22 protein-coding genes are annotated in these 22,753 nt (G+C 70.5%); 16 read left to right on the top strand and 6 right to left on the bottom strand.

Translation table 11 applies throughout. The annotated features are described in order from the left end of the window. Positions 1-284 precede the first annotated feature (284 nt). The 14 genes from ACSDR0_RS41945 to ACSDR0_RS41880 are packed head-to-tail and all read left to right on the top strand — an operon-like array spanning position 285 to position 11,771. Entirely contained in the window at positions 285-605 is a 321-nt protein-coding gene (locus ACSDR0_RS41945) for an acyl carrier protein (RefSeq protein ID WP_435294540.1), read from the top strand. Between the two features lie 22 nt (positions 606-627). Beyond that, positions 628-879 carry a hypothetical protein gene (locus tag ACSDR0_RS41940; protein WP_435294539.1) on the top strand — a complete coding sequence of 84 codons (252 nt, stop codon included), beginning with the start codon at positions 628-630 and terminating at the stop codon, positions 877-879. Next, complete coding sequence (locus tag ACSDR0_RS41935) at positions 876-2,069, top strand: beta-ketoacyl-[acyl-carrier-protein] synthase family protein (RefSeq protein WP_435294538.1); 1,194 nt, start codon at positions 876-878, stop codon at positions 2,067-2,069. The genes ACSDR0_RS41940 and ACSDR0_RS41935 overlap by 4 nt, the downstream gene beginning before the upstream one ends. Then, complete coding sequence (locus ACSDR0_RS41930) at positions 2,066-2,917, top strand: hypothetical protein (RefSeq protein ID WP_435294537.1); 852 nt, start codon at positions 2,066-2,068, stop codon at positions 2,915-2,917. The genes ACSDR0_RS41935 and ACSDR0_RS41930 overlap by 4 nt, the downstream gene beginning before the upstream one ends. Then, on the top strand, positions 2,914-4,455 hold the full coding sequence (locus tag ACSDR0_RS41925) for an AMP-binding protein (protein WP_435294536.1): 1,542 nt from the start codon (positions 2,914-2,916) through the stop codon (positions 4,453-4,455). Before ACSDR0_RS41930 ends, ACSDR0_RS41925 begins: the two co-directional genes overlap by 4 nt. Continuing rightward, positions 4,452-5,639, top strand: coding sequence for an acyl-CoA dehydrogenase family protein (locus ACSDR0_RS41920; protein ID WP_435294535.1), 1,188 nt, complete (start codon positions 4,452-4,454; stop codon positions 5,637-5,639). The genes ACSDR0_RS41925 and ACSDR0_RS41920 overlap by 4 nt, the downstream gene beginning before the upstream one ends. A 34-nt stretch (positions 5,640-5,673) precedes the next feature. Beyond that, the gene (locus ACSDR0_RS41915; protein WP_435294534.1) at positions 5,674-6,129 is read left to right on the top strand and encodes an acyl-CoA thioesterase; all 456 of its coding nucleotides are present in this window, start codon (positions 5,674-5,676) and stop codon (positions 6,127-6,129) included. After that, a complete protein-coding gene (locus tag ACSDR0_RS41910) occupies positions 6,126-7,037 on the top strand; it encodes a TIGR03854 family LLM class F420-dependent oxidoreductase (RefSeq protein WP_435294533.1) in 912 nt (303 codons plus the stop codon). The genes ACSDR0_RS41915 and ACSDR0_RS41910 overlap by 4 nt, the downstream gene beginning before the upstream one ends. Next, positions 7,037-7,741, top strand: coding sequence for a 3-oxoacyl-ACP reductase FabG (fabG, locus tag ACSDR0_RS41905; protein ID WP_435294532.1), 705 nt, complete (start codon positions 7,037-7,039; stop codon positions 7,739-7,741). The genes ACSDR0_RS41910 and fabG overlap by 1 nt, the downstream gene beginning before the upstream one ends. A gap of 15 nt (positions 7,742-7,756) precedes the next feature. Next, positions 7,757-8,545, top strand: coding sequence for an enoyl-ACP reductase FabI (gene fabI / locus ACSDR0_RS41900; protein ID WP_435294531.1), 789 nt, complete (start codon positions 7,757-7,759; stop codon positions 8,543-8,545). Beyond that, positions 8,545-8,784 carry an acyl carrier protein gene (locus ACSDR0_RS41895; protein ID WP_435294530.1) on the top strand — a complete coding sequence of 80 codons (240 nt, stop codon included), beginning with the start codon at positions 8,545-8,547 and terminating at the stop codon, positions 8,782-8,784. Before fabI ends, ACSDR0_RS41895 begins: the two co-directional genes overlap by 1 nt. Before the next feature lie 5 nt (positions 8,785-8,789). Next, on the top strand, positions 8,790-10,007 hold the full coding sequence (locus ACSDR0_RS41890) for a beta-ketoacyl-[acyl-carrier-protein] synthase family protein (RefSeq protein WP_435294529.1): 1,218 nt from the start codon (positions 8,790-8,792) through the stop codon (positions 10,005-10,007). Then, complete coding sequence (locus ACSDR0_RS41885; protein WP_435294528.1) at positions 10,004-10,996, top strand: beta-ketoacyl synthase N-terminal-like domain-containing protein; 993 nt, start codon at positions 10,004-10,006, stop codon at positions 10,994-10,996. The genes ACSDR0_RS41890 and ACSDR0_RS41885 overlap by 4 nt, the downstream gene beginning before the upstream one ends. Beyond that, positions 10,986-11,771, top strand: coding sequence for a thioesterase family protein (locus ACSDR0_RS41880; protein ID WP_435294527.1), 786 nt, complete (start codon positions 10,986-10,988; stop codon positions 11,769-11,771). Before ACSDR0_RS41885 ends, ACSDR0_RS41880 begins: the two co-directional genes overlap by 11 nt. Before the next feature lie 322 nt (positions 11,772-12,093). On the opposite strand, the gene ACSDR0_RS41875 is transcribed toward ACSDR0_RS41880, so the two are convergent. Continuing rightward, a complete protein-coding gene (locus ACSDR0_RS41875) occupies positions 12,094-12,879 on the bottom strand; it encodes a bulb-type lectin domain-containing protein (protein WP_435294526.1) in 786 nt (261 codons plus the stop codon). A gap of 168 nt (positions 12,880-13,047) precedes the next feature. Beyond that, positions 13,048-15,933 (bottom strand): AfsR/SARP family transcriptional regulator, encoded by a 2,886-nt coding sequence (locus ACSDR0_RS41870; protein WP_435294525.1) that lies wholly within the window; start codon positions 15,931-15,933, stop codon positions 13,048-13,050. A gap of 404 nt (positions 15,934-16,337) precedes the next feature. Here ACSDR0_RS41870 and ACSDR0_RS41865 point away from each other — a divergent pair, with 404 nt between their 5' ends. Next, a complete protein-coding gene (locus tag ACSDR0_RS41865) occupies positions 16,338-16,733 on the top strand; it encodes a hypothetical protein (RefSeq protein ID WP_435294524.1) in 396 nt (131 codons plus the stop codon). A 1-nt stretch (position 16,734) separates the two neighbouring features. After that, positions 16,735-19,215, top strand: coding sequence for a DUF4132 domain-containing protein (locus ACSDR0_RS41860; RefSeq protein ID WP_435294523.1), 2,481 nt, complete (start codon positions 16,735-16,737; stop codon positions 19,213-19,215). A 196-nt stretch (positions 19,216-19,411) separates the two neighbouring features. On the opposite strand, the gene ACSDR0_RS41855 is transcribed toward ACSDR0_RS41860, so the two are convergent. The 4 genes from ACSDR0_RS41855 to ACSDR0_RS41840 form a co-directional block, all read right to left on the bottom strand. Next, positions 19,412-19,915 (bottom strand): DinB family protein, encoded by a 504-nt coding sequence (locus ACSDR0_RS41855; RefSeq protein ID WP_435294522.1) that lies wholly within the window; start codon positions 19,913-19,915, stop codon positions 19,412-19,414. Positions 19,916-20,267: 352 nt separating this feature from the next. Next, on the bottom strand, positions 20,268-20,783 hold the full coding sequence (locus tag ACSDR0_RS41850; RefSeq protein WP_435294521.1) for a hypothetical protein: 516 nt from the start codon (positions 20,781-20,783) through the stop codon (positions 20,268-20,270). A 197-nt stretch (positions 20,784-20,980) separates the two neighbouring features. Then, positions 20,981-21,235, bottom strand: coding sequence for a hypothetical protein (locus ACSDR0_RS41845; RefSeq protein ID WP_435294520.1), 255 nt, complete (start codon positions 21,233-21,235; stop codon positions 20,981-20,983). A 212-nt stretch (positions 21,236-21,447) separates the two neighbouring features. Next, on the bottom strand, positions 21,448-21,690 hold the full coding sequence (locus ACSDR0_RS41840) for a hypothetical protein (protein WP_435294519.1): 243 nt from the start codon (positions 21,688-21,690) through the stop codon (positions 21,448-21,450). Between the last annotated feature and the right edge of the window lie 1,063 nt (positions 21,691-22,753).

Here is a 22,753-nt window from a genome sequence, read left to right as displayed (position 1 = left end):
GGGCGGTGAAGGGCGGTGGGAGGCCGGGTCCGCCACCCGCTCCACCGCTCCCGGCGAAGGCGGGTTCCCGTCCGCCCCGCCGGCGTACCCACTGCCTGGGCCTGAGCCACGGGGCGGATTTGACGGCTCACTTCACGCCGTCGCCGGTGTGATCTAGATCACATCAGTGATCCCTTTCCATGTAAGTAGGATTGGCATGTAATCGGAAGCGGCCATAACAAATCGGGTGTATTTATGGCACACGGGGACGTTTTTCGAGATCCTCGACGCATTCGCGAAAGGTTATGCGAATCCTTCGGTCGTTGGACGGGGAGATGCGGATGTCCGCAGAAAAACAGGAGATCTTAGCCTTTGTCATCCATATCATCGAGGACGTGGTGGGCATCACCCTCGGTGACGATATCGGCGAGAGCACGCCGGTCGGCCCGCAGGGACTCGGGCTGGAGTCGATCAGCATGCTGGAGGTGCTGGTCCAGCTCGAGCGCGAGTACGAGATCACCCTCCCCGACGAGGCCATGGACGAGTTGCTGAGCGGGACGCTCGGCGGCTTCGTCGACGAGGTCGTGAAGTATCGCTCGGCGGTGCACGCCGGCGAGCGGGCCTGACGGCTGGAGTCCGATGTTAACCGTGAGCGACATCAGAAGGATCCTCATCGAGGGCAGGACACTTCCCGGCGTCGAGGACGCCGACGAGCACACCGAGATCGTCATCGACTCGTTCTCGCTGGCCTGGCTCCAGCACAGCCTGCGCACCGAGCACGGGATACAGCTCGACCTCCGGGACGTCAGGGCCGAGGACTTCTCCACGATCACGCGCATCAAGGAGTACGTCAACGCGCTGGTCCGCGGGCACGAGGTGGAAGCGGGGGACGTCCGGTGAGACCCTCACCCGACGACGTCGTCATCACCGGCTTCGGCGTCTTCACCGCCTTCGGCTTCGGGGAGAAGGCCCTGCTCGACGGGGTGTTCTCCGGCCGGCCGGCCTTCCAGCCCGTCCGGCGCTTCGACACCGCCCGCTTCCGGTGCTCCAGCGCGGCCGTCTACGAGGGTGACGGACCGCCGGCGCCGGACGTGGCGCACCGGGCGGACGCCGCCCCCCGGCAACTCGCCGTGCTGACGGCGTGCTCGCACGCCGCGATCGACATGGCGGGGATCGTCCCGTCGTCGATCGGCGGCGCGCTGGTCGGCAGCCAGGGAGACTACACGCCGGTCAGCCGCTACTGGCGCTCGAACGGCGGCGACACCGCGCACGTCACGGACAGCCTGCCCTGCCAGCTGGCCCACGCCCTGGGGGGCGATCTCGGCCTCGGCCCCCTGCGGCTGACCTTCACCAACGCGTGCGTGGCGTCGGCCGACACCATCATCCACGCCAGCCGGCTCATCAGCCGGGGGAAGGCGGACGCGCTCCTGGTCGCCGGCGCCTATCTGGTGGAGGAGGAGCTGTTCGCCAAGTTCGACTCGGCGCGGGCCTTCGCCAAGGACGGCCACGTCCGCCCCTTCTGCAAGGAGAGGACCGGTCTCCTGCTCGGTGACGGCGTGGCGAGCCTGGTCCTGGAGTCCGGGTCCTCGGCTCGGGCGCGGGGCGCCACGGTGCTCGCCCGGGTGGCGGGCTGGGGCATCACGTCCGACGCCTATCACGTCAGCCGGCCCCACCCCGAAGGACGCGGCACGGCACAGGCCATCGAGGCCGCGCTCCGGGTCGGGGGCCTGAGCCCCGACACGGTCGACTACGTCAACGTCCACGGCACCGGCACCCCGTCCAACGACACCTCGGAGACCGCGGCGCTGCACCGGGTGTTCGGGGATCGGGCGCGGCATCTCGCGATCAGCTCGACCAAGAGCACGACGGGCCACGCCCTGGAGGGCGCGGGGGCGGTGGAGACCGTGATCACGATGCTGGCCATGAGCCACGGGCTGGTGCCTCCGACGGCCAACTTCATCACGCCGGACCCGGCGTGTGACATGGACTACGTGACCGAGGGGCCGCGTGAGATGAAGGTGAATCGCGCCGTGACGACCAACTCCGCGTTCGGCGGGGTGAACACCGCGCTCGTCCTGGAGCGCCTGTGACCACGACATGTGCCGTACGAACCGTCGCCGGGGAGGCCCTGGTCGTTCCGGCCGGGGCCACCGTGGGAGGGGTCACCGCCGAGCCGGCCAAGCTGCCCCGGGTGCCGGGGTTCGTGGAGTCGGCCTTCAGTCCCCTGGTCAAGGCCGTCGTCGATCGTTGCCTGTCCGGCGTCACGGGCGGAGAGCCCTTCGGCGACGAGGAGGGGGCCAGAACCGGCCTGGTGCTGGTGTCGGCCATCGGTGACGCGGTCACCACGGACCTGGGCAGCCGGCTCCTGACCTCCGGCCAGGTGCAGAACCCGCTGCTGTTCTACCAGTCGGTGCCGACGACGATCCTCGGTGTGGTCGCCCGCGACCACGGGATCACCGGCCCCACGACCTGCGTGTCGGCCCGTGGCGACCTGCGCGCCCGAGCCCTCGACGTCGTCGACGCGATCCTCGACGACGGGACGTCCCAGATCGTGCTCATCGGCATCGACCTGGCGGCCGCGGAGCGGCCGGTGAGTGCCACCGCCGCGCTGACCGGCGAGGGGCCCGCCACCGCCGCTCCCCGCGTGGACGCCGCGGTCGCGTTCCTGATCCGGGACGCCGGCGGCACACCCGACGACCCGGCCCTACTCGACGACTCCGTCTCGCCCGATCATCCTGTCTCGCCCGGCGACCCCGCCTCGCCCGGCGACTCCCTCTCGCCCGTCGACGGTGAGCACGTACCGGAGTTCGGCGGCCTGGCCGGGCTCGTCCAGCTGTACTCCGCCGTGCGCGCGCGGCGGCACGCCGCCCCCGGCGCGGTCACGGTCGACCTGGGAGACCGGCACCTGCGCCTGCTGGTCCAGGAGTCTCCCCGATGAGCGGGGAAAGGCTGGACGGGCTGCTGGCCCGGTCGGCGCGGCGGCATCCCGACCGCCCGGCGCTGGCGGAGGGAGACCGGGTCTGGACCTACGAGGAGCTCGACCGCGCGGTCGAGGAGCTGGCCCGGCGCCTGGCCGGACGGGGACTGGCTCCCGGCGACCGGCTGGGGATCCTCATCCCCAAGTCGGCCGAGGCGGTTCTCGCCGTCTACGCCGGTCTGCGCGCCGGAGCGGTCGTGGCGCCGCTCGACACCCGCAACCCGGTGACCCGCACCCGGCGCATGCTCCGGCAGGCGGGGATCTCCCAGCTGCTCACCGTCGCCGGGTCGGACAAGCTGGGCCGGACGGTGGCCGGAGCCGACGGCTCGGAGGCGCCCGGCCATGACATCGGCCATGACATCGGACACGGCATCGGCCACCTGCGCACGCGGCGGATCCCGCCCGGTGGCCCCCTTCCCGGGCCGGGCGGCTACGTGCTGTTCACCTCGGGCAGCACCGGCGTTCCCAAGGGCGTCCTGCTCTCGCACGCCAACGTCGCGCACTTCGCCCTCTGGGCCGCTCGGGAGACGAGCCTGCGGGAGACCGACAGGATCGGGTCGCAGGCGGTCCTGACCTTCGACCTCACCACCTTCGACATCTTCTCCTCCGCCGCGGCGGGCGCGTGCACGGTGCTGATGCCCGAACGCCTGCGCGCCTTTCCCGCCGACGTCGTCACCTGGCTCGCCAAGCAGGAGATCACCGTCCTGTACGCCGTGCCCTCGCTGTACGTGGCGATGCTGGAGCGAGGCGGCGCGCGCGAGGCGTTCCCGGCCTCGCTGCGGACGCTGCTGTACGCGGGAGAGCCCTTCCCCCCGGCCGCGCTGGAGGAGTATCTGCGCCTCGCCGACGGGCGGCCGGTCTACAACCTCTACGGGCCGACGGAGACGAACGTGTGCACCTTCCTGCGGGTACCGCCGACGTGGACGGCGGCACAGGAGATCACGGTCGGCTCGGCCATTCCGGGCGACGTCGTCGAAGTCCTGGACGAGGGGGGCGAGCCCACCTCCGGCCAGGGGGAGATCCACGTCGCGGGCGCCACGGTCTTCCTGGGATACCTGGAAGACGGGGTGCTGCGCGACCCGGCGCGACAGGCGCGCTTCCGCGACGGCGTCGTGCGCCGCGCCTACCCGACGGGGGACATGGGAAGGCTCACGCCCGGCGGGGAGCTCGTCCTGCACGGCCGCCGGGACTCCCAGGTCAAGCGGCACGGCTACCGCGTCGACCTCGGAGAGATCGAGAGCGTGCTGCTCGACCTGCCCGGGGTCCGGGCGGCCGCCGTCGTCGCCAAGACCGGCGAGCACGACGGCGAGCTGTGGGCCTACGTCCAGGGCACGACCGGCGAGCCGGAGGCCCTCGCGCACCTGCGCACCCACCTCCCGCTGTACATGGTCCCCGACCGCACGATCACCGTCACCTCCTTCCCGCTCAACGCCCGCGGGAAGATCGACCGACTGGCCCTCGCCGCTGAACGGACAGCGGTGTCGAAGGAGCCGAGATGACACTCCCCGACAACATCGACGACATTCTCCAGGCCGCCCACCAGGTCGGGCGGAAACTCGCCCCGCTGGCCGCCGACATCGACGCCGGGCGCGGAGACATCCGCGAGACCTACCGGATCCTGGCCGACACCGGATTCCTGACGCTGCTGGTGCCCCGGCGCGCGGGTGGAGCGGGGCTGGGCTTCGCGGACTACTGGCGCGTGCTGTCCGTCGTCGGGTTCCACAACGGCGCCGCCGCGCTCGGGCTCAACATGCACAGCGCCGTCATCGGAGCCCTGTGCGAGTCGGCGGACACGCCGCTGCCCCCGATGGCCGAGCGGTTCCGCTCCTGGCTGTTCGACGAGGTGGTGAACGGCGGGAAGATGTTCGCCTCCGCGGCCTCGGAGCCGGTCGGCGGCGCCAAGATGCGCGGCCTGGCGACCCGCTACCACCCGACGCCCGACGGCGAGGGATTCGTCATCACCGGCGAGAAGTCGTTCGTCTCGCTCGCCGGCATCGCCGACTACTACGCCGTGCCCGCCAGGCCGGAGGGGTCCGCCGACCCGGGAAACGTCTCGCACTTCCTGGTGAGCAGGCACGACGGCGGGGTCACGTTCGGAGAGATCCACAATCTGACCGCCATGTACGGCACCAGCACCGCCAACATGACGCTCGACCACGTGACCGTCCCCCGCTCCCGGCTCTTCCTCGGGATCGAGGGCATGTCGCTGCCCAAGCTGATCCGGGAACCCCACTGGACGATCGCCGGTTACACCGGAGCGTACCTGGGCATCGCCGAGGCGCTCTACCAGGCCGTGGCCGACCACGTGGCCGCCTCGCCCGCGCGCGCCGGGTCGGCCGTCCTGCAAAGGAACCTCGGCTGGCTCTCCGCCCGGCTGCTCGCCGCCCGCAGCCTGGTCGAGCGGGCCGGCGAGGCCGTCGATCGCGGGCGCGGCGGCATCGAGGCCAACACGATGGTCCACGCCGCCAAGTACGCCGTCGGCGACCTGGCCCCCGATCTGCATCGCAAGGTCGTCTCGATGTGCGGCTCGGCCGCGGTGAGCCGCTCCAAACCCCTGGAGCGCCTGCTGCGCGAGATGCAGTACGGCGCCGTGATGCCGGCCAAGCCCGAGGAATGCCTCGAATATCTGGGGAAGGCCGCCCTCGGAGTGGACCTCTACGACGAAGGCGCGTTCTCCTGGTGACACCCGTCACCACGACCTCAGGACAGGAACCTGGATGGCAGACGCAACAACGGAGACGCCGGACCCCGGCCACGTGTACTCACAGCGCTTCACGCCGCGCTTCTACGAGATCGACGGCCAGGGCGTCATGTTCAACATGTGGTACCTGGCGTACGTGGACGAGGCGGTGGACGGCTTCTTCGTCCACCGCGGCGTACCGTACTCCGAGTGGGGCGAGCTGGGCGTCGACGTGCACCTCGCGCACGTCGAGATCGACTGGAAGGCGCCCGTGCGGGCCGCGGACCGGCCCGAGGTGCTGGTCGGCACGGCGCGGATCGGCAAGAAGAGCTTCACCCTGGACTTCGCCTTCCGCCGCGACGGCGAGGTGACCGCCCTCGGCTGCGTGGTGTACGTCGCGGTCGCCACCGACGGCTCGGGAACGGTGCCCGTGCCGGACCGGCTGGTCGACGCGCTCGGCCCGGTCTCTCCCCTCCGCGACGGTTCGCCGTGAAGGTACGCATCGGGGTGGGCCACGTCCCGGTCGGCGCGCACGACCCGGCCGCGGGCCTGGCGGAGCTGGCCGACGAGCTGGAGGCCCACCGCGTCGACTCGGTGTGGCTGTCGGACCTGGCCTCGGCGCCGCACACGGTGGACCCGCTGATCGGACTGGCCTACATCGCCGGGCGCACCCGGCGGCTCAAGCTGGGCACCGGCGTGCTGATCCTGCCGGGGCGCGACCCGGCCGTGGTCGCCATGCAGTTGGCCGGCCTCGCCGCCCTCGCGCCGGGAAGAGTGCTGCCGACCTTCGGCATCCGCCCGGCGCAGCCGGCCGACCGCCCCGCCTACGCGGTGCCGCCGGGCCGCCACGCCGAGGTGTTCGAAGAGGCGCTGACCGTCGTCCGGGCGCTGCTGAGCAGGCCGAACGTCACTCACCACGGCGAGTTCTTTCACCTGGACGAGGTCTCGATAGCCCCCCTGCCCGCCAAGCCGCTGGATCTGTGGCTGAGCGGACGCCTGCCGGCCGCCCTGGACCGGGTGGGACGGCTGGCCGACGGCTGGCTGGGCAGCAACATCACCTCCGGCGAGGCCGAAGCCTGCCGCGTGCGGATCGAGCGTGCCGCCGCGGACGCGGGCCGGGAGATCGAGCCGGACCACTACGGCACCTACCTGACGGTCGTCCTCGACGACGCCGACGAGCGCGCCGTCGGCGCCCTGCTGGACGGCATCCGCCGCAGACGCCCCGACGGAGCCGACCCGCGAACCCTGGTGTGCCGGGGGTGGGCGGCGGCCAGGGAGGAGATGCGCCGTTTCGTCGACGCGGGGCTGACCAAGTTCGTCGTGCGTCCCGCCGCTCCCGTGACGTCCCGGCGGGACTTCCTCGATCAGTTCGTGGCCGAGCTGGGCCCGATGGAGACCTGATGAAACGATCCGTTCTGGTGACCGGCGGTAACCGGGGAATCGGCCTGGCCATCGCGCGGGAGCTGGCCGGCGCCGGCGACGCGGTGGCCGTGACGTACCGGACGAGCGACGCCCCCGAGGGGTTGTTCGGGGTGAGGTGCGACGTGACGAGCGCGCAGGAGGTCGACGCCGCCTTCAAGCAGATCGAGGCCGAGCAGGGGCCGCCGGACGTGGTGGTCTCCAACGCCGGGATCACCCGGGACAAGCTCCTGGTGCTGATGAAGGACCGGGACTTCGCCGAGGTGCTCGACACCAACCTCACCGCCGCCATGCTCGTGGCCAGGCGGGCCGCCAGGCCCATGATGCGGGCACGCGCGGGACGGCTCATCTTCGTCAGCTCCGTGGTCGCCTTCATGGGCCAGGCCGGGCAGGCCAACTACGCCGCCTCCAAGGCGGGACTGGTGGGCCTGGCGAGATCGCTGGCGCGTGAGCTCGGCCCATGGAACATCACCGTCAACGTGGTCGCCCCCGGCCTCGTGGACACCGACATGACCGCGGGCCTTTCCGACAAGGTCAAGGCGGAGACGCTGGCGAGAACGCCGCTGGGCCGCACGGCGGCCCCCGAGGAGGTCGCGAAGGTCGTGCGCTTCCTGGCCGGCCCGGACGCCGCGTTCGTCACCGGCGCGGTGATCCCCGTCGACGGCGGCCTGGCCATGGGGTTCTGAGAAGGGAAGCGTCCAATGGGAATCCTCGACGGCAAACGCATTCTGATCACCGGCGTGCTGGCCGAGACGTCGATCGCCTTCCACGTCGCGAAGGTCGCGCAGCAGGAGGGCGCCCAGGTCGTGCTCACCGCCTACCCCCGGCCCTCGCTGACCGCGCGCATCGCCAGGCGCCTTCCCGCCCCGCCGCCGGTGATCGAGCTCGACGTGACGAGCGCGACGCAGCTCGACACGCTGGCGGACCGGATTCGCGAGCACGCCGACGGGCTGGACGGCGTCGTCCACGCGATCGGGGCCGCCCCCAGGACGGCGCTGGGCGGCAACTTCCTCAACACCTCCTGGGAGGACGTGGCGACGGCGGTGCACACCTCCGCCTACTCCCTGAAGTCCCTGACCACCGCGTGCCTGCCGCTGATGAAGGAGGGGGGCGCGGTGGTGGGCCTGGACTTCGACGCCTCCCGCGCGTGGCCGCTGTACGACTGGATGGGCGTGGCGAAGGCGAGCCTGGAGTCGTGCGCCCGCTATCTGGCCAAATATGTCGGTCCGCAGGGGATCCGGGTCAACCTGGTGGCCGCCGGACCCCTGGAGACCCCGGCCGCCAAGGGGATTCCCGGCTTCCGCGATGTCGCGGACGTGTGGACCGAGCACGCCCCGCTGGGCTGGGACACCGGCGATCCCGTGCCGACGGCCCGCGCGTGCGTCGCGCTGCTGTCGGACTGGTTCCCCGCGACCACCGGGGAGATCCTGCACGTCGATGGCGGGGCTCACGCGATGGGGGCCTCGAACGCCAAGAGTGGGAGGACATGATGGAACTCACCGATGACGTCAGAGGGCGGATCAAGGACATCGTCTGCGAGATTCTCGAGGTCGACCCCGGCAAGCTGACGGAGACGATGGTGTTCTCCGAGGAGTTCGGCACGGACTCGGTGGCGCTGATCGAGATCCTGACGGCCCTCGAGGACAGCCTGGGCGTCACCATCGACCAGGCCGAGGTCGAACGCATGGTGAGCCTGGCGGGCATCCACGCAGCCGTCGCCGAGGCCTGAGCGCCATGCCCGAACGGGTGGTGATAACGGGTCTCGGCGTGGTGTCCGGCATCGGTGTCGGCGTCGCCGAGTTCACGGAGGGGCTGCGGGCCGGGCGGAACGCGGTCGTGCCGATCACGGCCTTCGACACCTCCGGATTCGACCACGCCAACGGATGTGAGGTCACGGCGTTCGATCCCGCCGGCTGGATCACCCGGCTGCCCGCAGAGGCGTTGGGACGGGCGAGCGCTTTCGCCGTCGCCGCCGCCGTCATGGCCGTGGCCGACGCCGGTCTGGACGCCGGTGACCTGCGGGGACGGCGAGGCTGCGTCACCATCGGCACCGCCGACGGCGAGGCCCAGGACCTCGACAGGCTCGCCGCCCAGTCGGTCGACGGCGGCGTCCGGGCCGTGGATCCGGAGCTGGCCGCCCGGGCGGGCACCTACCGGCTGTCGGCGGCCATAGCCTGGGAGCTGGGGCTGCCGGACGTCGAGCCGTTGACGGTGGCCACCGCGTGCTCGGCGGGCAACTACGCCATCGGGGACGGGTTCGACGCGATCAGGATCGGTGACGCCGACTACGCGCTGGTGGGCGGCGCCGACGCGATCTGCCGCCGGTCCTTCGCCTCGTTCTACCGGCTCGGCATCATGGCGCCGGACCGGTGCCGCCCCTTCGACGCCGACCGCCGGGGCATCCTCAGCGCCGAGGGCGCGGGGGTGCTGCTGCTCGAGAGCCTCACCTCGGCCCGGGCGCGCGGCGCGCCCATTTACGCGGAGGTGCTCGGATACGGCCTGAACTGCGACGCGCGACACGCCACCGCCCCCGACCAGGACAGCATCCAGGCCTGCATGGAACTGGCGTTGCGCGATGCCGGGGTGCGGCCGGAGGAGGTGGATCTCGTGGCGGCGCACGGCACCGGGACCAAGGCCAACGACCTCACCGAAGTCCGCGCGATCAGGGAGGTCTACGGCGCCAAGCCTCCCCCCGTCGTCTCCCTGAAGTCGATGCTCGGCCACACCATGGGAGCCTCGGCCGCGCTCAGCGCGATCGCCTGCGCCATCGCGATCACCGAGGGGTTCATCCCTCCGACGGTCAACCACCGCAGGACCGACCCCGAATGCGAGATCGACTGCGTGCCCAACCGGGCGGTCGGCGCCGACCTGCGGATCGTGCAGAACAACGGCTTCGCCTTCAGCGGCAACAACGCCATCGTCCTGCTCGCCAGGTGCGGGGAGACTCCATGATCATCACCGCCTGGTCGGCCATGTCCCCGCACGGTACGGACACCGGTGACGTCGCCGCGGGCATGGTCTCGCGCCGCCCGCTCGCCGACGGCCCCCGGCCCGTGCCGGATTTCGACCCCCGGAGCTTCCTCGGGCGCCAGGGCACGCGCACCATGAACCGTGCCACGGCGCTGGCCGTGGCGAACGCCGCCCGGCTGCGCGCCGCCGACGACGAACCCTCGCGCGTCGGCGTGGTCCTGGGCACCACCAACGGCAGCGCGCAGAGCATCCTGGATCTGAACCGGGACTCCCTGACCGCCGCCAAGCCGTACCACATCCCGCCGTCCACCATCCTCAACGCGGCCATGAACGGCGTCGCGGGCCAGTGCGCGATCTGGCACGGCCTCAAGGGCCCCAACGCCACCCTCGCCGCGGGCAGGCCGACGATCCTGCTCGCCCTCGGCTACTGCAGGCGCCTGCTGATGACCGGACGGGCGGACGCCATCCTGGCGGGCGCCGCCGAGGAGCTGTCCGAGGCCCGGTCCTGGAGTCGCGACCCCGGCACCGGCCAGGTCCCCCTCGCCGAAGGCTGCGCGATGCTCCGGCTGGTGCCCGCGGCCGCCGGGGGCCTGGCCGAGGTCACCGCCGTCACGTCCACGGCCGTGACCGATGGCGACATCGGCGCCGCGGTGACCCGCGCCGCGCACCGGGCGCTGTCGCGCACGCCCGGCGAGCCCCTGTGGGCGGCGCTCGGTTCCGGGATGACGGGGGACGCCGAGTTCAGGGCGCTCACCGCCGTCTGCCGACCCCTGACGCCGCTTCCCCCCATGACCGAGTCCCTCGGGCAGACACACTCGGCCACCGGTTCCTTCCAGATGGCCGCGCTGCTGAGCCACGCCGCCGCCGACCCCGGCTCCGGCGGCCGGCTCGCCCTGCTGACCGCGGTGGAGCCCGCCGGCGTCGTGGCCGCCGCCGTCGTACGCATAACAGGAGGTTCTGGTGACGCTTGACACGTCCTTCGCCCTCACACCGACCGGTTCGGGATTTCAGGGCCTGGCGGGTGAGGAATGGATGTTCGCGGGGCGCGTCTTCGGGGGGTTCCTGGCCGCGTTCGCCGCCAAGGTGGCCATGAACGGCGCCCCGGGGCTCACCCTCGGGGGAATTCACGGCTGCTATCCGCAGGTGGCGGCGCCCGGCCGGCTCGACGGCCGGCTCGAAGTCCTCCGGCAGGGCAAGAGCGCGCAGCTGGTCCGCGTCGACCTGCTCCAGCAGGACGCCCTGGTCTTCACCGGGCACGTGTGGCTGCTGGATCCTCGGCTGACGGCGGCCGGACCCGACGCCGAGGCCCCGGAGCCGGACGCCCCCCGGATCCACTGGCTGGAGGACGAGGTCGCGTTCTTCAAGAACTTCGACATCCTGGCCATCGACTATCCCCTCAGCCCGGGGGCGATGGGCGACGGCGTACCGCGATGCGAGGTCTGGGCACGCGTACGGCCGGAACTCATCGGAGAACAGATCCACGAATCGCTCGTCGACCTGTTGCTCTACGACTGCTTTCTTCTGGAGTGCGTGTTCCGCAGCGAGGGAATCGGCCCCGTCCAGCCCGTGACCCTCGACCTGGAGACGCGGTGGATCCGGCACGCCCCGCCGGGCGCGTGGCGGCGCGTCGTCACCGAGGCCGTCATCTCCGATGGCATCGCGCTGGCCAACGGAACCAGCCACACCGTCGCGGGGAAGAGCCTGTCGATGGCGACCAGCCAGGGCAGGCTCTTCCGGCGGGACTGACATCGGCCAGGGCGGGCTCCTCCGGCGCGACCGGCATCGTGACGGAACCGACGAGAGTCCCCGCGCCCGTCGGCTCCGTCACCGGTGCTCCGCCCGCCAGGCTCCGGCGTGGCCGCGGCCACGACGGGAGCCTCCATCCCGGGGTCCGGTTCCGTCAGGGTTCGGCCGAGGGCGGCCGTGCGGGCCACGCGGGCCGTGTGGACCACGCAGGCTGTGCGGAGCATGCGGGTCGTACGGACTCGCGGGCCGTGCGGGCGACCTTCCCTCGGTCAAGGCGCCACCGTCCTCCGCGGCGCCCTTCCCCGGTTTCCCCGGAAGCCTCCTACCTGGTCCAGGCCGCCTCGCCGTCGACGGTGCGGATGACGAGGTTGCCGTCCTCCTGAAGGTAGAGCGTGCCGCCCGGAGCGCTCTTGCCGCTGCTCCACAGGGCCTTGCCCGAGGTGGAGCGGACGACGAGGTTGCCGTCCTTCTGCAGGTAGGCGAACGCTCCGGGGTTGCCTCCCGTCTTGGTGTGCCACAGCACCCGCTTCGCCTCGTTGAGAAGAACCAGGTTGCCGTCGGCCTGCATGTGCAGGAGGTACTTGCGGTTCAGCGACCGAAGGTAGTCACCCGCCTTGAGCGACTCGTCGGTGGCCAGCCTCCAGGACGTGCTCTTCCAGGACCACAGCGCCTTGCCGGCACTCGACCGGATGACCGCGTCGCCGTCGTCCCGCAGGGTCAGCCTGACGCCCGTGCCACTGGTCTTGCTGGTCCACAGGGCCTTGCCCGAGGCGGAGCGGACGACGAAGTTGCCATCCTTTTGCAGGTAGGCGAACGCCCCCGCGCCCGACGTCCTCGACTCCCACACCGCCTCCTCCTCGTCACGGACGACGAGGTTGCCGTCCTTTTGCATGTAGAGCCTGAACCGCTGGTTCGGGGACTGCAGATAGTCGTCGGCCTCAAGCTTCTCGTCGACCTCGAGAGTGGAGCCGAGCAGGGTGGGGGCCCCGACGACACCGGCCGCCTTCCCCAGCGGTCCGGCCACCGCCTGAGCGGCGTGCGCCGCCGGCAGCACGGCGAGCGCCGCCACCGACGTGACCAGAACGGCCCTGGAGAGGTTGAAAGACATGCGTTACTGCTCCTTCTGAGGTGATGTCGATTCGCCTTCGCCGAGGCACGCCGGAGAGACCGTGCGTGCGCGTGCGTCGTTCGGCAGACGGTGACGTACGTGGGAAGACCGTAGGGCCGCACGTCTACGTGTCACCGACAGGCCGCCGACGTATCGCCCACAGGCCGCTCAGAGGTGGCGCTCGATGATCTCGGGCGTCGGCGGGTGGTCGGCGGCCACGATGGCGTCCCTCTCCTCGGCGCCGATGAGACGGAGCGTGAGGAGGATCTCGGAGGAGTGGCGCCAGCACTGCCTGGCCCGGTCGTCCTCGCCCAGGTCGTGCAGGGCTCGTCCGAGGCCCCACAGGTGTTCGGCCTCCCAGTAGGTGCCCGCGAGACCCTCCTGGTGGTCGAGGGCGAGAGTCTCCTCGAAAAGGACGGCCGACTGCTTCGCCTCGCCCGCCAGCCGGTGACCTTCGGCGAGGTTGCCCAGGGCGGCCGTGGCCGCCAGGGTGTCTCCGCTGTCGCGGAGGAAGGCGATCGAGCGGGTGTGGGCGTCGATCGCCTCCCGGTAGCGGCCGGCGTGCTGGTAGGTGACACCGAGGTTGGAAAGGGCCCCGCCCTGCAAGTAATGATCACCGTGCTCGCGGAACCCGTCGAGCGCCTGGTGGTAGTGACCGATCGCGTTCTCGAAGTCGCCCAGCCGCCGGTAGACGCCGCCGAGCCCCTCGAGCTGGGTGGCGGCGCGGTGGTGGTTGCCCATCTGGCGGTAGACCTCCAGTGACCGCCGCAGATCGCCGATCGCCTCGTGCAGGTGACCCAGCCGCGACCGGGCCCAGCCCCGGTCGCTGTAGGCGAGGGCCAGATGAGCCGGCTCACCGGAGCTCTCGGCCGAGCGGACCGCCGTCGTGAAGAGCTCCAGCTGGTCTCCCCATCGGCCCCGGTCGTACAGCGGGAAGGCGAAGGCGGCGGCCAGCGCGGCGGCCACCTCGTGGTCGGACGCCCTGGTCGCCTGGGCGACGACGGTGAGCACGTTGCACACCTCCGCGTCGGTCCACAGGTAGACGCCTTCCCTGGTCGTCAGTTCCGCGTCCTGGCGGGACGGCACCCGGACGCCTATCTCCGTGCGCCACCTCGCCTTCGGGCGGACCAGACCGGTCGCGGTGCGCGCGGTGGCGACATAGTGGTGCCACACGCGCTCGACGGCCCGCACTCGCTGCTCCCGGCTCTCCTGCTCCCCGGCCCTTTCACGGGCGAACAGGCGCAACAGGTCGTGCATGGCGTACCGGCCGGGGGCGGGGGTCTCCACCAGTTGCATGTCCACGAGTTGGTCGAGGAGCTCCTCGGCCCGCTCGTCCGGGACGGCTGCCAGGGCCGCGGCCACGGGGACGGAGACGTCGGGAAGGTCCAGCACGCCGAGCAGGCGGAAGACGCGGGCGGCGTCGGAGCTTTCCCTGCTCGCCGTCAGGTCGTGGTAGCTGACCATGAAACTCGCCCGGACGGCCTGGTCGTCCACCCTGAGTTCCGACAGGCGGCGGTGTTCGGCGGCGAGCCGGCCCACGAGGGTGGAGATGCGCCAGGTGGGCCGGTTGGTGAGCCGGGCCGCGGCGATGCGTACGGCGAGCGGAAGGTTCCCGCACTGCCGGACGACCTCGGCGGCGGGCCCCGGCTCCTCGGCCACCCGGGCGGAACCGACCAGGAGGGCGAACAGCGACAGGGCCTCCTCGTCCGGCAGCATGCCCAGCCGCTGCTGCGCCACCCCGTCCAGGGAACCGAGCGCCCTGCGGCTGGTGATCAGCACACCGCAACGGGAACCGCCGGGGAGCAGCAGCCGTACCTGCGCCGCGTCACGGGCGTTGTCCAGGACGACGAGCACTCGCCTGCCGCTGGTGAAGGACCGGAAACGCCCCGCGGCCTCCTCCACCTCGGTGGGGACGGCGGAATCGGCCATGCCGAGGGACCGCAGGAACCGCCGGAGCACCTCCTGCGGTTTCAACGGCTCCGCGTTGGGCGTGGCACCGTGCAGGTTGACGTAGAGCAGGCCGTCGGGAAACCGTCCGGCGACACCGTGCGCGGCGTGTACGGCCAGCGCCGACTTGCCCGTTCCGCCCGCGCCGACGATGGCGATCCTTCTCGGCCCCGGCCCGTCCCCTGTCAACGCGTCGCGAAGAACGCGCAGTTCTCCCTGGCGGCCGGCGAATGTGGTCACGTTCACCGGAAGCTCCGCGGGGACCGGGGGGCCCTCGTGGTCGCCGTCCGCCCGCGTCGCCTCGCGCGCGGAAGGGGTGATCGCCGTTCTGGCCGCACCGGGGGAGAAGGCCAGCTCCGGGTCGTCGGAGAGGATGGCCTGGTGCAGGCGGCGCAACTCACCGCCGGGGTCTATGCCCAGCTCGTCGCGGAGCAGCGTGACGACGCTCTGGTACGCCTGCAGCGCCTCGGCCTGTCGCCCGCATCGATGCAGCGCGAGCATCAACTGGGCCCAGAACCGTTCGCGTAACGGGTGGGTGGCCGTGGTCGTCCGGATCTCGGTGACCAGCTCGTCGTGGCGGCCGAGGCGGAGACCCACGTCGAACCAGCGCGCCTGTACCCGCAGGTGCTCCTCGGTCAGCCACGCCACTTCGACCTGGTGCAGGGAGGCCGACGGCACGTTGGCCAGGATGGGGCCCCGGCTCAGCGTGAGAGCCCGCCTGAGCAGGGCGCCCTCCTCCTCGGCATCGCCCGCCTCCGTCGCACGACTCACGAGATCCTGAAATCGCACGACGTCAAGAGTGTCCGGAGTCGCCTTGATGCTGTACCCGTGATCACGGGTCTGGATCGGGGAACGGCCGTCGAGGCCGGCCTGGAGGGTGCCGCGCAGCCGGCCGACATGGGCCTGCACCGCCGCACGCGCGCCGTCCCTCTCCACGGTGCCGTCCCAGATCCGCTCGATCAGCAGGTCGAGCGAGACGGGCCGGTTGGCGTGCAGAAGAAGCGTCGCCAACACGACCCGCTGCTTGACCGCCGAGACCGGGACCACCCGGCCGTCGCGCGTCACCTCCAGCGGCCCCAGAACACCGAACCGTACTTCCTCGTCCATCGTCGCCACCCGTTCCCCCGTCTGGTGCCGGTACGACGTCCTTTGGAAGCGGTCGCCGTGGCGACCGTCCTGCCGCAGACCCCGGACACGTCCCTCGTGGTCCGGGGCCCCCTCGTGCGCGCCGTCGTCACCGACACTCAGCTCTGTTCAAGGACACACCCGCGCGTATCGGCGAATGCCATACCTTCCATCGTCGTAACACCTTAGAAGGGGAGCCGGTGGTAAGAAGATCTTTCGCGAAGACCCGAGGAGTCGTCAGTGTGCCCGGCCGAACACGGCGACCGGATCCTCGCCGCCCGGCGGCGGCACGACCGCTCCCGGGAATGAGACAGGCCACCCGTTCTGTCGGCTCCGACTGATATCGATTGCCTCGCAATGTTTCCGATGATCTATGGAGCCGCGGGATGGCAGCGGTCACCTTTCGGGACGAGACGGCAACCGGGAAACCGCTGACCGAGTTCACCCTGCCTGACCTTCCGGAGAGCATCTCGGCACGCGAGCTCGTGCGGCTGCGCGTCCGGGAGGAGGTCGCCCGGTTCAACGCCGATCCCTCCGCCCGGTTCATTGGCCTGGTCCGTCCCGTGGACGCCGAGGTCGAGCTGAACGGCTACCGGACGGGCGGCACCGGGCGGCGCGTCGACTGGGAGAAGCAGGCGGACATCGCCGAGCGGGCGTTCCTGCGCAACGGGTTCGTGCTGCTGGTCGGGGAGCGGCAGATCGACGACCTGTCCGAGACGGTCGACCTGACCGCCGACCCGGTGGTGTCGTTCATCAAGCTCGTTCCGCTGGTCGGCGGCTGACATGACCGAGGTCGACGACATCAACCAGGCTCGCAGCCACATGATCGAATATGTGGCCGGGGAGACGTACCGCCGCTTCGACGAGCTCTTCGAGCGGGGACTGCCGCCCGGACCGGACACCGACTGGCGGGAGTACGGGCACTGGGCGCAGCTGAAGCTGAACCTGGGACCGGACGGAGGTCACGACCACGACGAGCGCGTCCTGCGGCTGATCCGCTCGGTGGCCGAGCGCGACATCGACTGGACGCCCAAGGACGCGCTGACCCTCGTGGACCAGGCGCACGCGCTGGTCCGCTGGGGCCACACCCGCTACGAGGAGATCTTCCGGCTCCCGCTCGCGTCGACGCGCCGCCTCGGTTTCCAGGAGCGCCGCGAGATCCTCGGATGGCTGAGGGAGCCGCCCCCGCGCCCCCGGTCCCGGATGCCGGCGTGGGACGCACGGGCCGGCCAGGTACGGGAGGCGCTGGCCGGGCGGCTCGACGAGCTACTGACCGAACCGGCCGAGCACGGCCCCGATGGCGCGGTGCGGAACGTCATCTGGGAGGGCGACCCCTTCGCCCGGCTGCTGGCCGAGGAGTACGGCCCGCGCCTGGCTGACCCCGCGGTCCTGCCGCTGCTGCGCCACTGGAACACCGCCAGGTCCACCAGACCGAGCGGGAAGTGGCTCCGGACCGCCGGGGCGCTCCTCACCCCCGACGCGGTCGCCCTGGTCCGGGAGATCCTCACCCGGCTGGCGGCCTACCGGGAGCGGAAGGTCAAGCAGGTCAGCGGCGATCACGAGTGGACGGAGACCGTCTTCCTGCGCGAGCGCACCATCGTGCCGCTGCGCGGCGTGATGTGGACATGCGAGGTGATCGACGAGCGGTGGGTGACCTCGCTCCTCGGCGACGTCGCGCTGCACTGCGGCACCGGAAGCAACGGGATGGGCTCCACCTGCCGCTGCGAGAGGCTCACCAACACCGCCGTCGGCGTCCTGGCCCGCCGCGACGGGATGGCGGCGCTCGTACCGCTGGCCCGCGTCCAGGCCAAGGTCCGCGCCAGATCCGTGCTGAAGAACGTGGCGCTCACCCTGGACGCGGTGGCCGAGCGGGCGGGGCTGACCCGCGAGCAGCTGATGGACCGCACCGTGCCGGACTTCGGGCTCGCCCCGGACGGGGCGCGGGAGGAGAAGATCGGCGACTACCGCGTACGTCTGTGCGCCGACGGCCCCGCGCTGCGGTTCGTCAACGCCGCGGGCAAGACCGTCAAGTCGGCCCCGCAGGCCATCCGCAAGGACCCGGCGCTGGCGGACCTCAGGATCACGCTGAAGGAGCTCAGGCAGGCGTTCGCGGCGGAGCGGCTCCGGCTGGAGGGGGCGCTGATCAGGGAACGCTCGTGGCGCTGGCGGGAGGTGACCGAGTTCTTCCTCGACCATCCGGTCACCGGCCCGTACGCCCGCGCCCTCATCTGGCAGGTCCCGCGGGGCCCGGCCGGGCTGCCGGTCAGGACCGACGCGGGCTGGGAGCTGTCCGGCCCACGGGGAGACACGGTCCGGCCGGACCCCGAGGCCCCGGCCGGACTCTGGCACCCGATCCACGCGACCGCCGAGGAGGTGCGGGCCTGGCGCGACCACCTGCTGGAGCACGGGATCCGCCAGCCGTACAAGCAGGCGTTCCGCGAGGTCTACCTGCTGACCCCGGCCGAGGAGCGCACCCGCACCCACTCGGGCCGCTTCTTCGGGCACGTGCTCCGCTACGGCCAGGCCAAGACGCTGCTGGGCCGGCGCGGCTGGACCGGCCGGTCCATCGGCCACTGGGACTACGGGGGCGGCGGCGACGAGGGCGCGGCGGTCAGGGAGCTGTCCGGCTGGCGGGTCAGCTGGGGCATGCACGTGGTCGGCGACCCGTCGGCCGACGACTGGGGAGCCCCCTCCTTCTGCGCCACCGAGCAGATCACCTTCCACCGGGACGGCCAGGAGGAGCTCTCCGGCCCTGACCGGCCGGGCGGCCGCGTCGTGCCGGAGGGGGTGCCGCTGACGGAGGTGCCGCCGCTGGTGCTGTCGGAGGTGCTCCGCGACGCCGATCTGGCCGTGGGCGTCGCCTCCGTCGGCCTGGACCAGCGGGCGACCGGAGGGCACGAGGACTACTGGCACTCCTACGGATTCGGCGAGCTCACCGAGACCGCCCGGACCCGGCGCGACGCGCTGGCCCGGCTGCTGCCCCGGTTGAGGATCGCCGACCGGGCGGAGCTGACCGACCGGTTCCTGCGCGTACGCGGCGACCTGCGGACCTACAAGATCCACCTGGGGTCGGGCAACATCCTCATGGAGCCCAACGACGCCTACCTGTGCGTCGTCCCCGGGCACGACCGCGACGCCGCGTCCGTCTTCCTGCCCTTCGAGGAGGACGGCGGCATGCTCTCGGTCATCCTCTCCAAGGCGTTCCTGCTCGCCGGCGACACCGCCATCACCGACCCGTCGATCACCCGGCAGCTCATCGCCTGAACACGCCGTGGCGGCCTCCCGCGTGCTCGCCGCACTCCACCCGGGAGGCCGCCACCTCCGGTTCCGGAGCCGGCGGCCTCGCCCGCCGGCCGTCCGAGCCGGGTGTTCCGCCGCCGTACCGAAGACGGACCGTTGAGGTGACGTCCTTTCCCGCCGGACGGAAGCCCGCGTGTGATCACGGCGGGGGAGGGGCGGGCTACTCGCCGGTGACGCCGTCGATCCGCTCGCGCAGCAGGTCGGCGTGGCCGTTGTGCCGGGCGTACTCCTCGATCATGTGGACGAGGATCCAGCGGTGGGAGCAGTCCTTCCCGTGGCGCTGCCGCTTTCCGACGGCGTCCAGCGGCACCTCGGCCGAGAGCTTGCGGGCGTGCTCGACCTCGGCCCGCCAGGTGGCGAAGGCCTCCTCGGAGGAGGCGGTGTCCACGTCGTTGAAGTCGGCGTCGGGGTCGGCGGTCTTGTAAAGGAGGGGGACGTCCTCGTCGTTCAGCACGCGGCGGAACCAGGCACGCTCCACGTGTGCCATGTGGCGGACCAGGCCGAGCAGCGACAGGGTCGACGGCGGTGCGGAGCGCAGGCGGAGCTGCTCCTCCGAGAGCCCCGCGCACTTGACGGCCAGGGTCTCACGATGCCAGTCGAGCCAGTTGTTCAGGACGGCGCGCTCGTCGCCGAGGAAGGGAGGGGGAACACGGTTGTCGATCACGGCTCACCATTCTCCCACCCGCGAAATGCCCTTTGACCATGGCCGATGCTCCGCTGGAGCCATCGCGCCGACTCTGTCTCGCGCTCCTCGAAGCCACCGAACCGCTCTCTGATCCGGCCCGGTCTTCTCGGTGAGTCCGCTCCATGTCGAATACCTGACTCTTGCGCGCCTGCGTTCCAGACGCGGCGGGCCGGGACAATCGTCAGGTGTTCGACCTTGGAGTCTCCGGCTACCGGCCGGAGTGGTTGACCGGCCTACCGATGATCATGGCCGCTCAGAGGGCCTGATACACGCTCAGCCACTGGTTGACACGGTCCTCGGCGAACTCGGCACCACTATCGCTCCCCATGCTCTACTGGCCGGCCTCCGGCAGGGGAGGTGATGCGTAGTAACCCGGGCCGGCGACCAGGATGTTGTCGAAGCAGGTGTAGCGCTCGCGCTCTTCCTCGTCGGCGTCCTGGTCCGGAACCATGGGGCGCCCCAGGCCGATCGACAGTTCCGGGACGGTACAGCTGTAGCCGTCCTCCTCGATCTCGAAGCGCTCCCGCAGGACTTCCACCACCCGCTCGGCGGGCATGGAGAACACGTCCATACCCAGCAAAATCACCTGAGCCCCGGGGCTGGTGTCGACATCACGGAAGATCTCCACGGTCTGGACGACTCCCGTAGAGCCGCAGTGGACGATGGCGTCGATGCCGCCCCCTCCACCGCTGATCCTCCAATCGAGCGGCAGCGCCCCCGGATACGGCGCGTACTCCACGGGCTCACCCCAGGCACGCAACGCCTGCCCGGCTTCCCCGCGAGGGGAGCCGAGCAGAACCGGACCGACCGATCCCAACGGATCGATCTGGATCGCCAACGGCCTCATGTCCAAACCTCCTCAGGTCACACGGCGCATAGAGCAATCCTCCCTCACCGAGGAAGAGGCGATCGCAAGGATGTGCGGCTCCGCCAGCGGTTTTCAAGAGGGCTACGTTCCCAGCGGAGACAGGGCCTCTCACCAGGGCGAGAGCATCTTTCTCCATCTCAACCGCCGAAGGTCATCCCGCGCATATCCCGCAACGGCTATTCATCGACCTCGGCGTGCCTGGCACGCTCTCGCAGCCGGCGTAGGCGACGGTCGTACTGACCGGCATATGACCTCTCGGCTCTGTCGACCAACCGGTTCTGCGGGTCGGAGAAGTTTTCATACAACTCGGTCTCGAACGGATCGTGGTCGTACTCGATCAGCCGGGCCGGCGCTGCACGGTCTTGTTCGATGGAACCTCGTACCCGAACCTGTCCGCGCCACCTCTCCGCACTCACCATGGCTTCATCCACGTCTTGACCTTAACTGCAACACCAGGCGACAGGGCGTCTACCCAAGCCGCGTTAGCAGCTCGGGGCGCCATCGTTCAGGACGGTCTCACCTGCACCAACGCCCGTCAGCGATCCTTCTGGAACGGACCGGCACAGCGGCGAACCGCAACCCTGTACGGGGTCTTCACTCTGTCTTCGGTCGCCGCGTCCTCCGGCACTCGCATGGGCGGATGTCACTCAACCGGCCGGTGTTGCCTTTTCCCGATCTTCCGCACCAACCACACGACGAAGACCACGAGTCCCAGCAGGACCAGCAGCAAGAGCAAGCCGATGAGTGTCATGGATCGGCCGCCCAGCACATTCGCCGGCCATGTTAGATCGAACAGCGCGGATACTCCGAAGATCACACCGAATCCGATCAATCCTAAGACCATCGTGAAGGCGAACCCTTTAACTGCTTCCCGTAGGCGGCCCATCCGGCACCTTTCGTCGTTTAAGCCGATTTTGTCTGGCAGCCGGCAGAGGCGCATGGCAGCCGGTGAGCAGGTTCATGGTCGGAACCGAACGAGAGTAGCGACCCACAGGGTCAGCAGGGTGCCGGTTGCCGGCGAACCACTGAAGGACAGCACGTGCTGTGTGACGGCTCGAACTACCGACATCCTGCCTGCAAAGATGGATATCGATCTTGCCTGGCCCGCGAAGACGCAGCTCACGGCGCTGATCGCGCTCCCCGTGACTTCCCGCTGATCCCCCTGGTCCGCCGCCCCATCGGGCACGCGACGAGCACGCCGCCAGCAAGTAGACGAAGCTTTCATGATCTTCGAGAGCGAAACCGCGGACAGAATACGGAAGGGTTCGGATATGACCGAAAGAGACGACTCCTCCTTCAGAGCAGTGTGTGCATGCGGGTCTCCGCTCGATGAACTTGATCGCCAAGTACGCGTTCAAAGTGAACTTGCTATGCCTGCTGACGAAGCTCGGTCATGGGTGAAGTCCATCTGAGCCGTAAGTCACAGCCGCCGCACGGCGGACTTCTTGTGGTGGCACCGCACCACCAGTTTGGAAGATTTCGGTACACGGCTCCCTGAAGTGCTGCGGTGCAGGTGAGAGACGGTCTTCCCCTGTCCGTGAGTCCCCGTGAGTCCCCGGCCGTACTGGCACACGAGTGGCACGTCACCCACGACTCTTGATCGCTGCCTCAATACGTAGCCCAATTCCGACGGTCGCGAAGATGAGCGCTCCAAGGAGGGCGTTAGTTGTGAGCTCTCCTTCGACGATGAAGCCGAGGATGGGAACTGCTGTACTCAGGGCAAGAGCTGCGTTCCCCCACCCGTCCACTGGTTGGGTGCCGTCAGTTGTCTTCCCCTGACGTGCGGCAGGATCTTCTTGTTCACTCATGCGCTGAGCCTCCCAATGGTGTGTGAGGCCAGCAAAGGGATAGACCATGCGTACCCGCTTCGGACAATCTGACCGTCTGCGGGCAGCAGTTCTGGCTCGGCACCCACCGGGCCGGGCTGACGCTCACGTTGCGGGCCGATA

Source organism: Streptosporangium sp. G11, assembly GCF_051192615.1.
Taxonomy (GTDB): domain Bacteria; phylum Actinomycetota; class Actinomycetes; order Streptosporangiales; family Streptosporangiaceae; genus Streptosporangium.
Note: the sequence above shows the minus strand (reverse complement) of the source record. Positions and strands in the feature narration are given on the sequence as shown.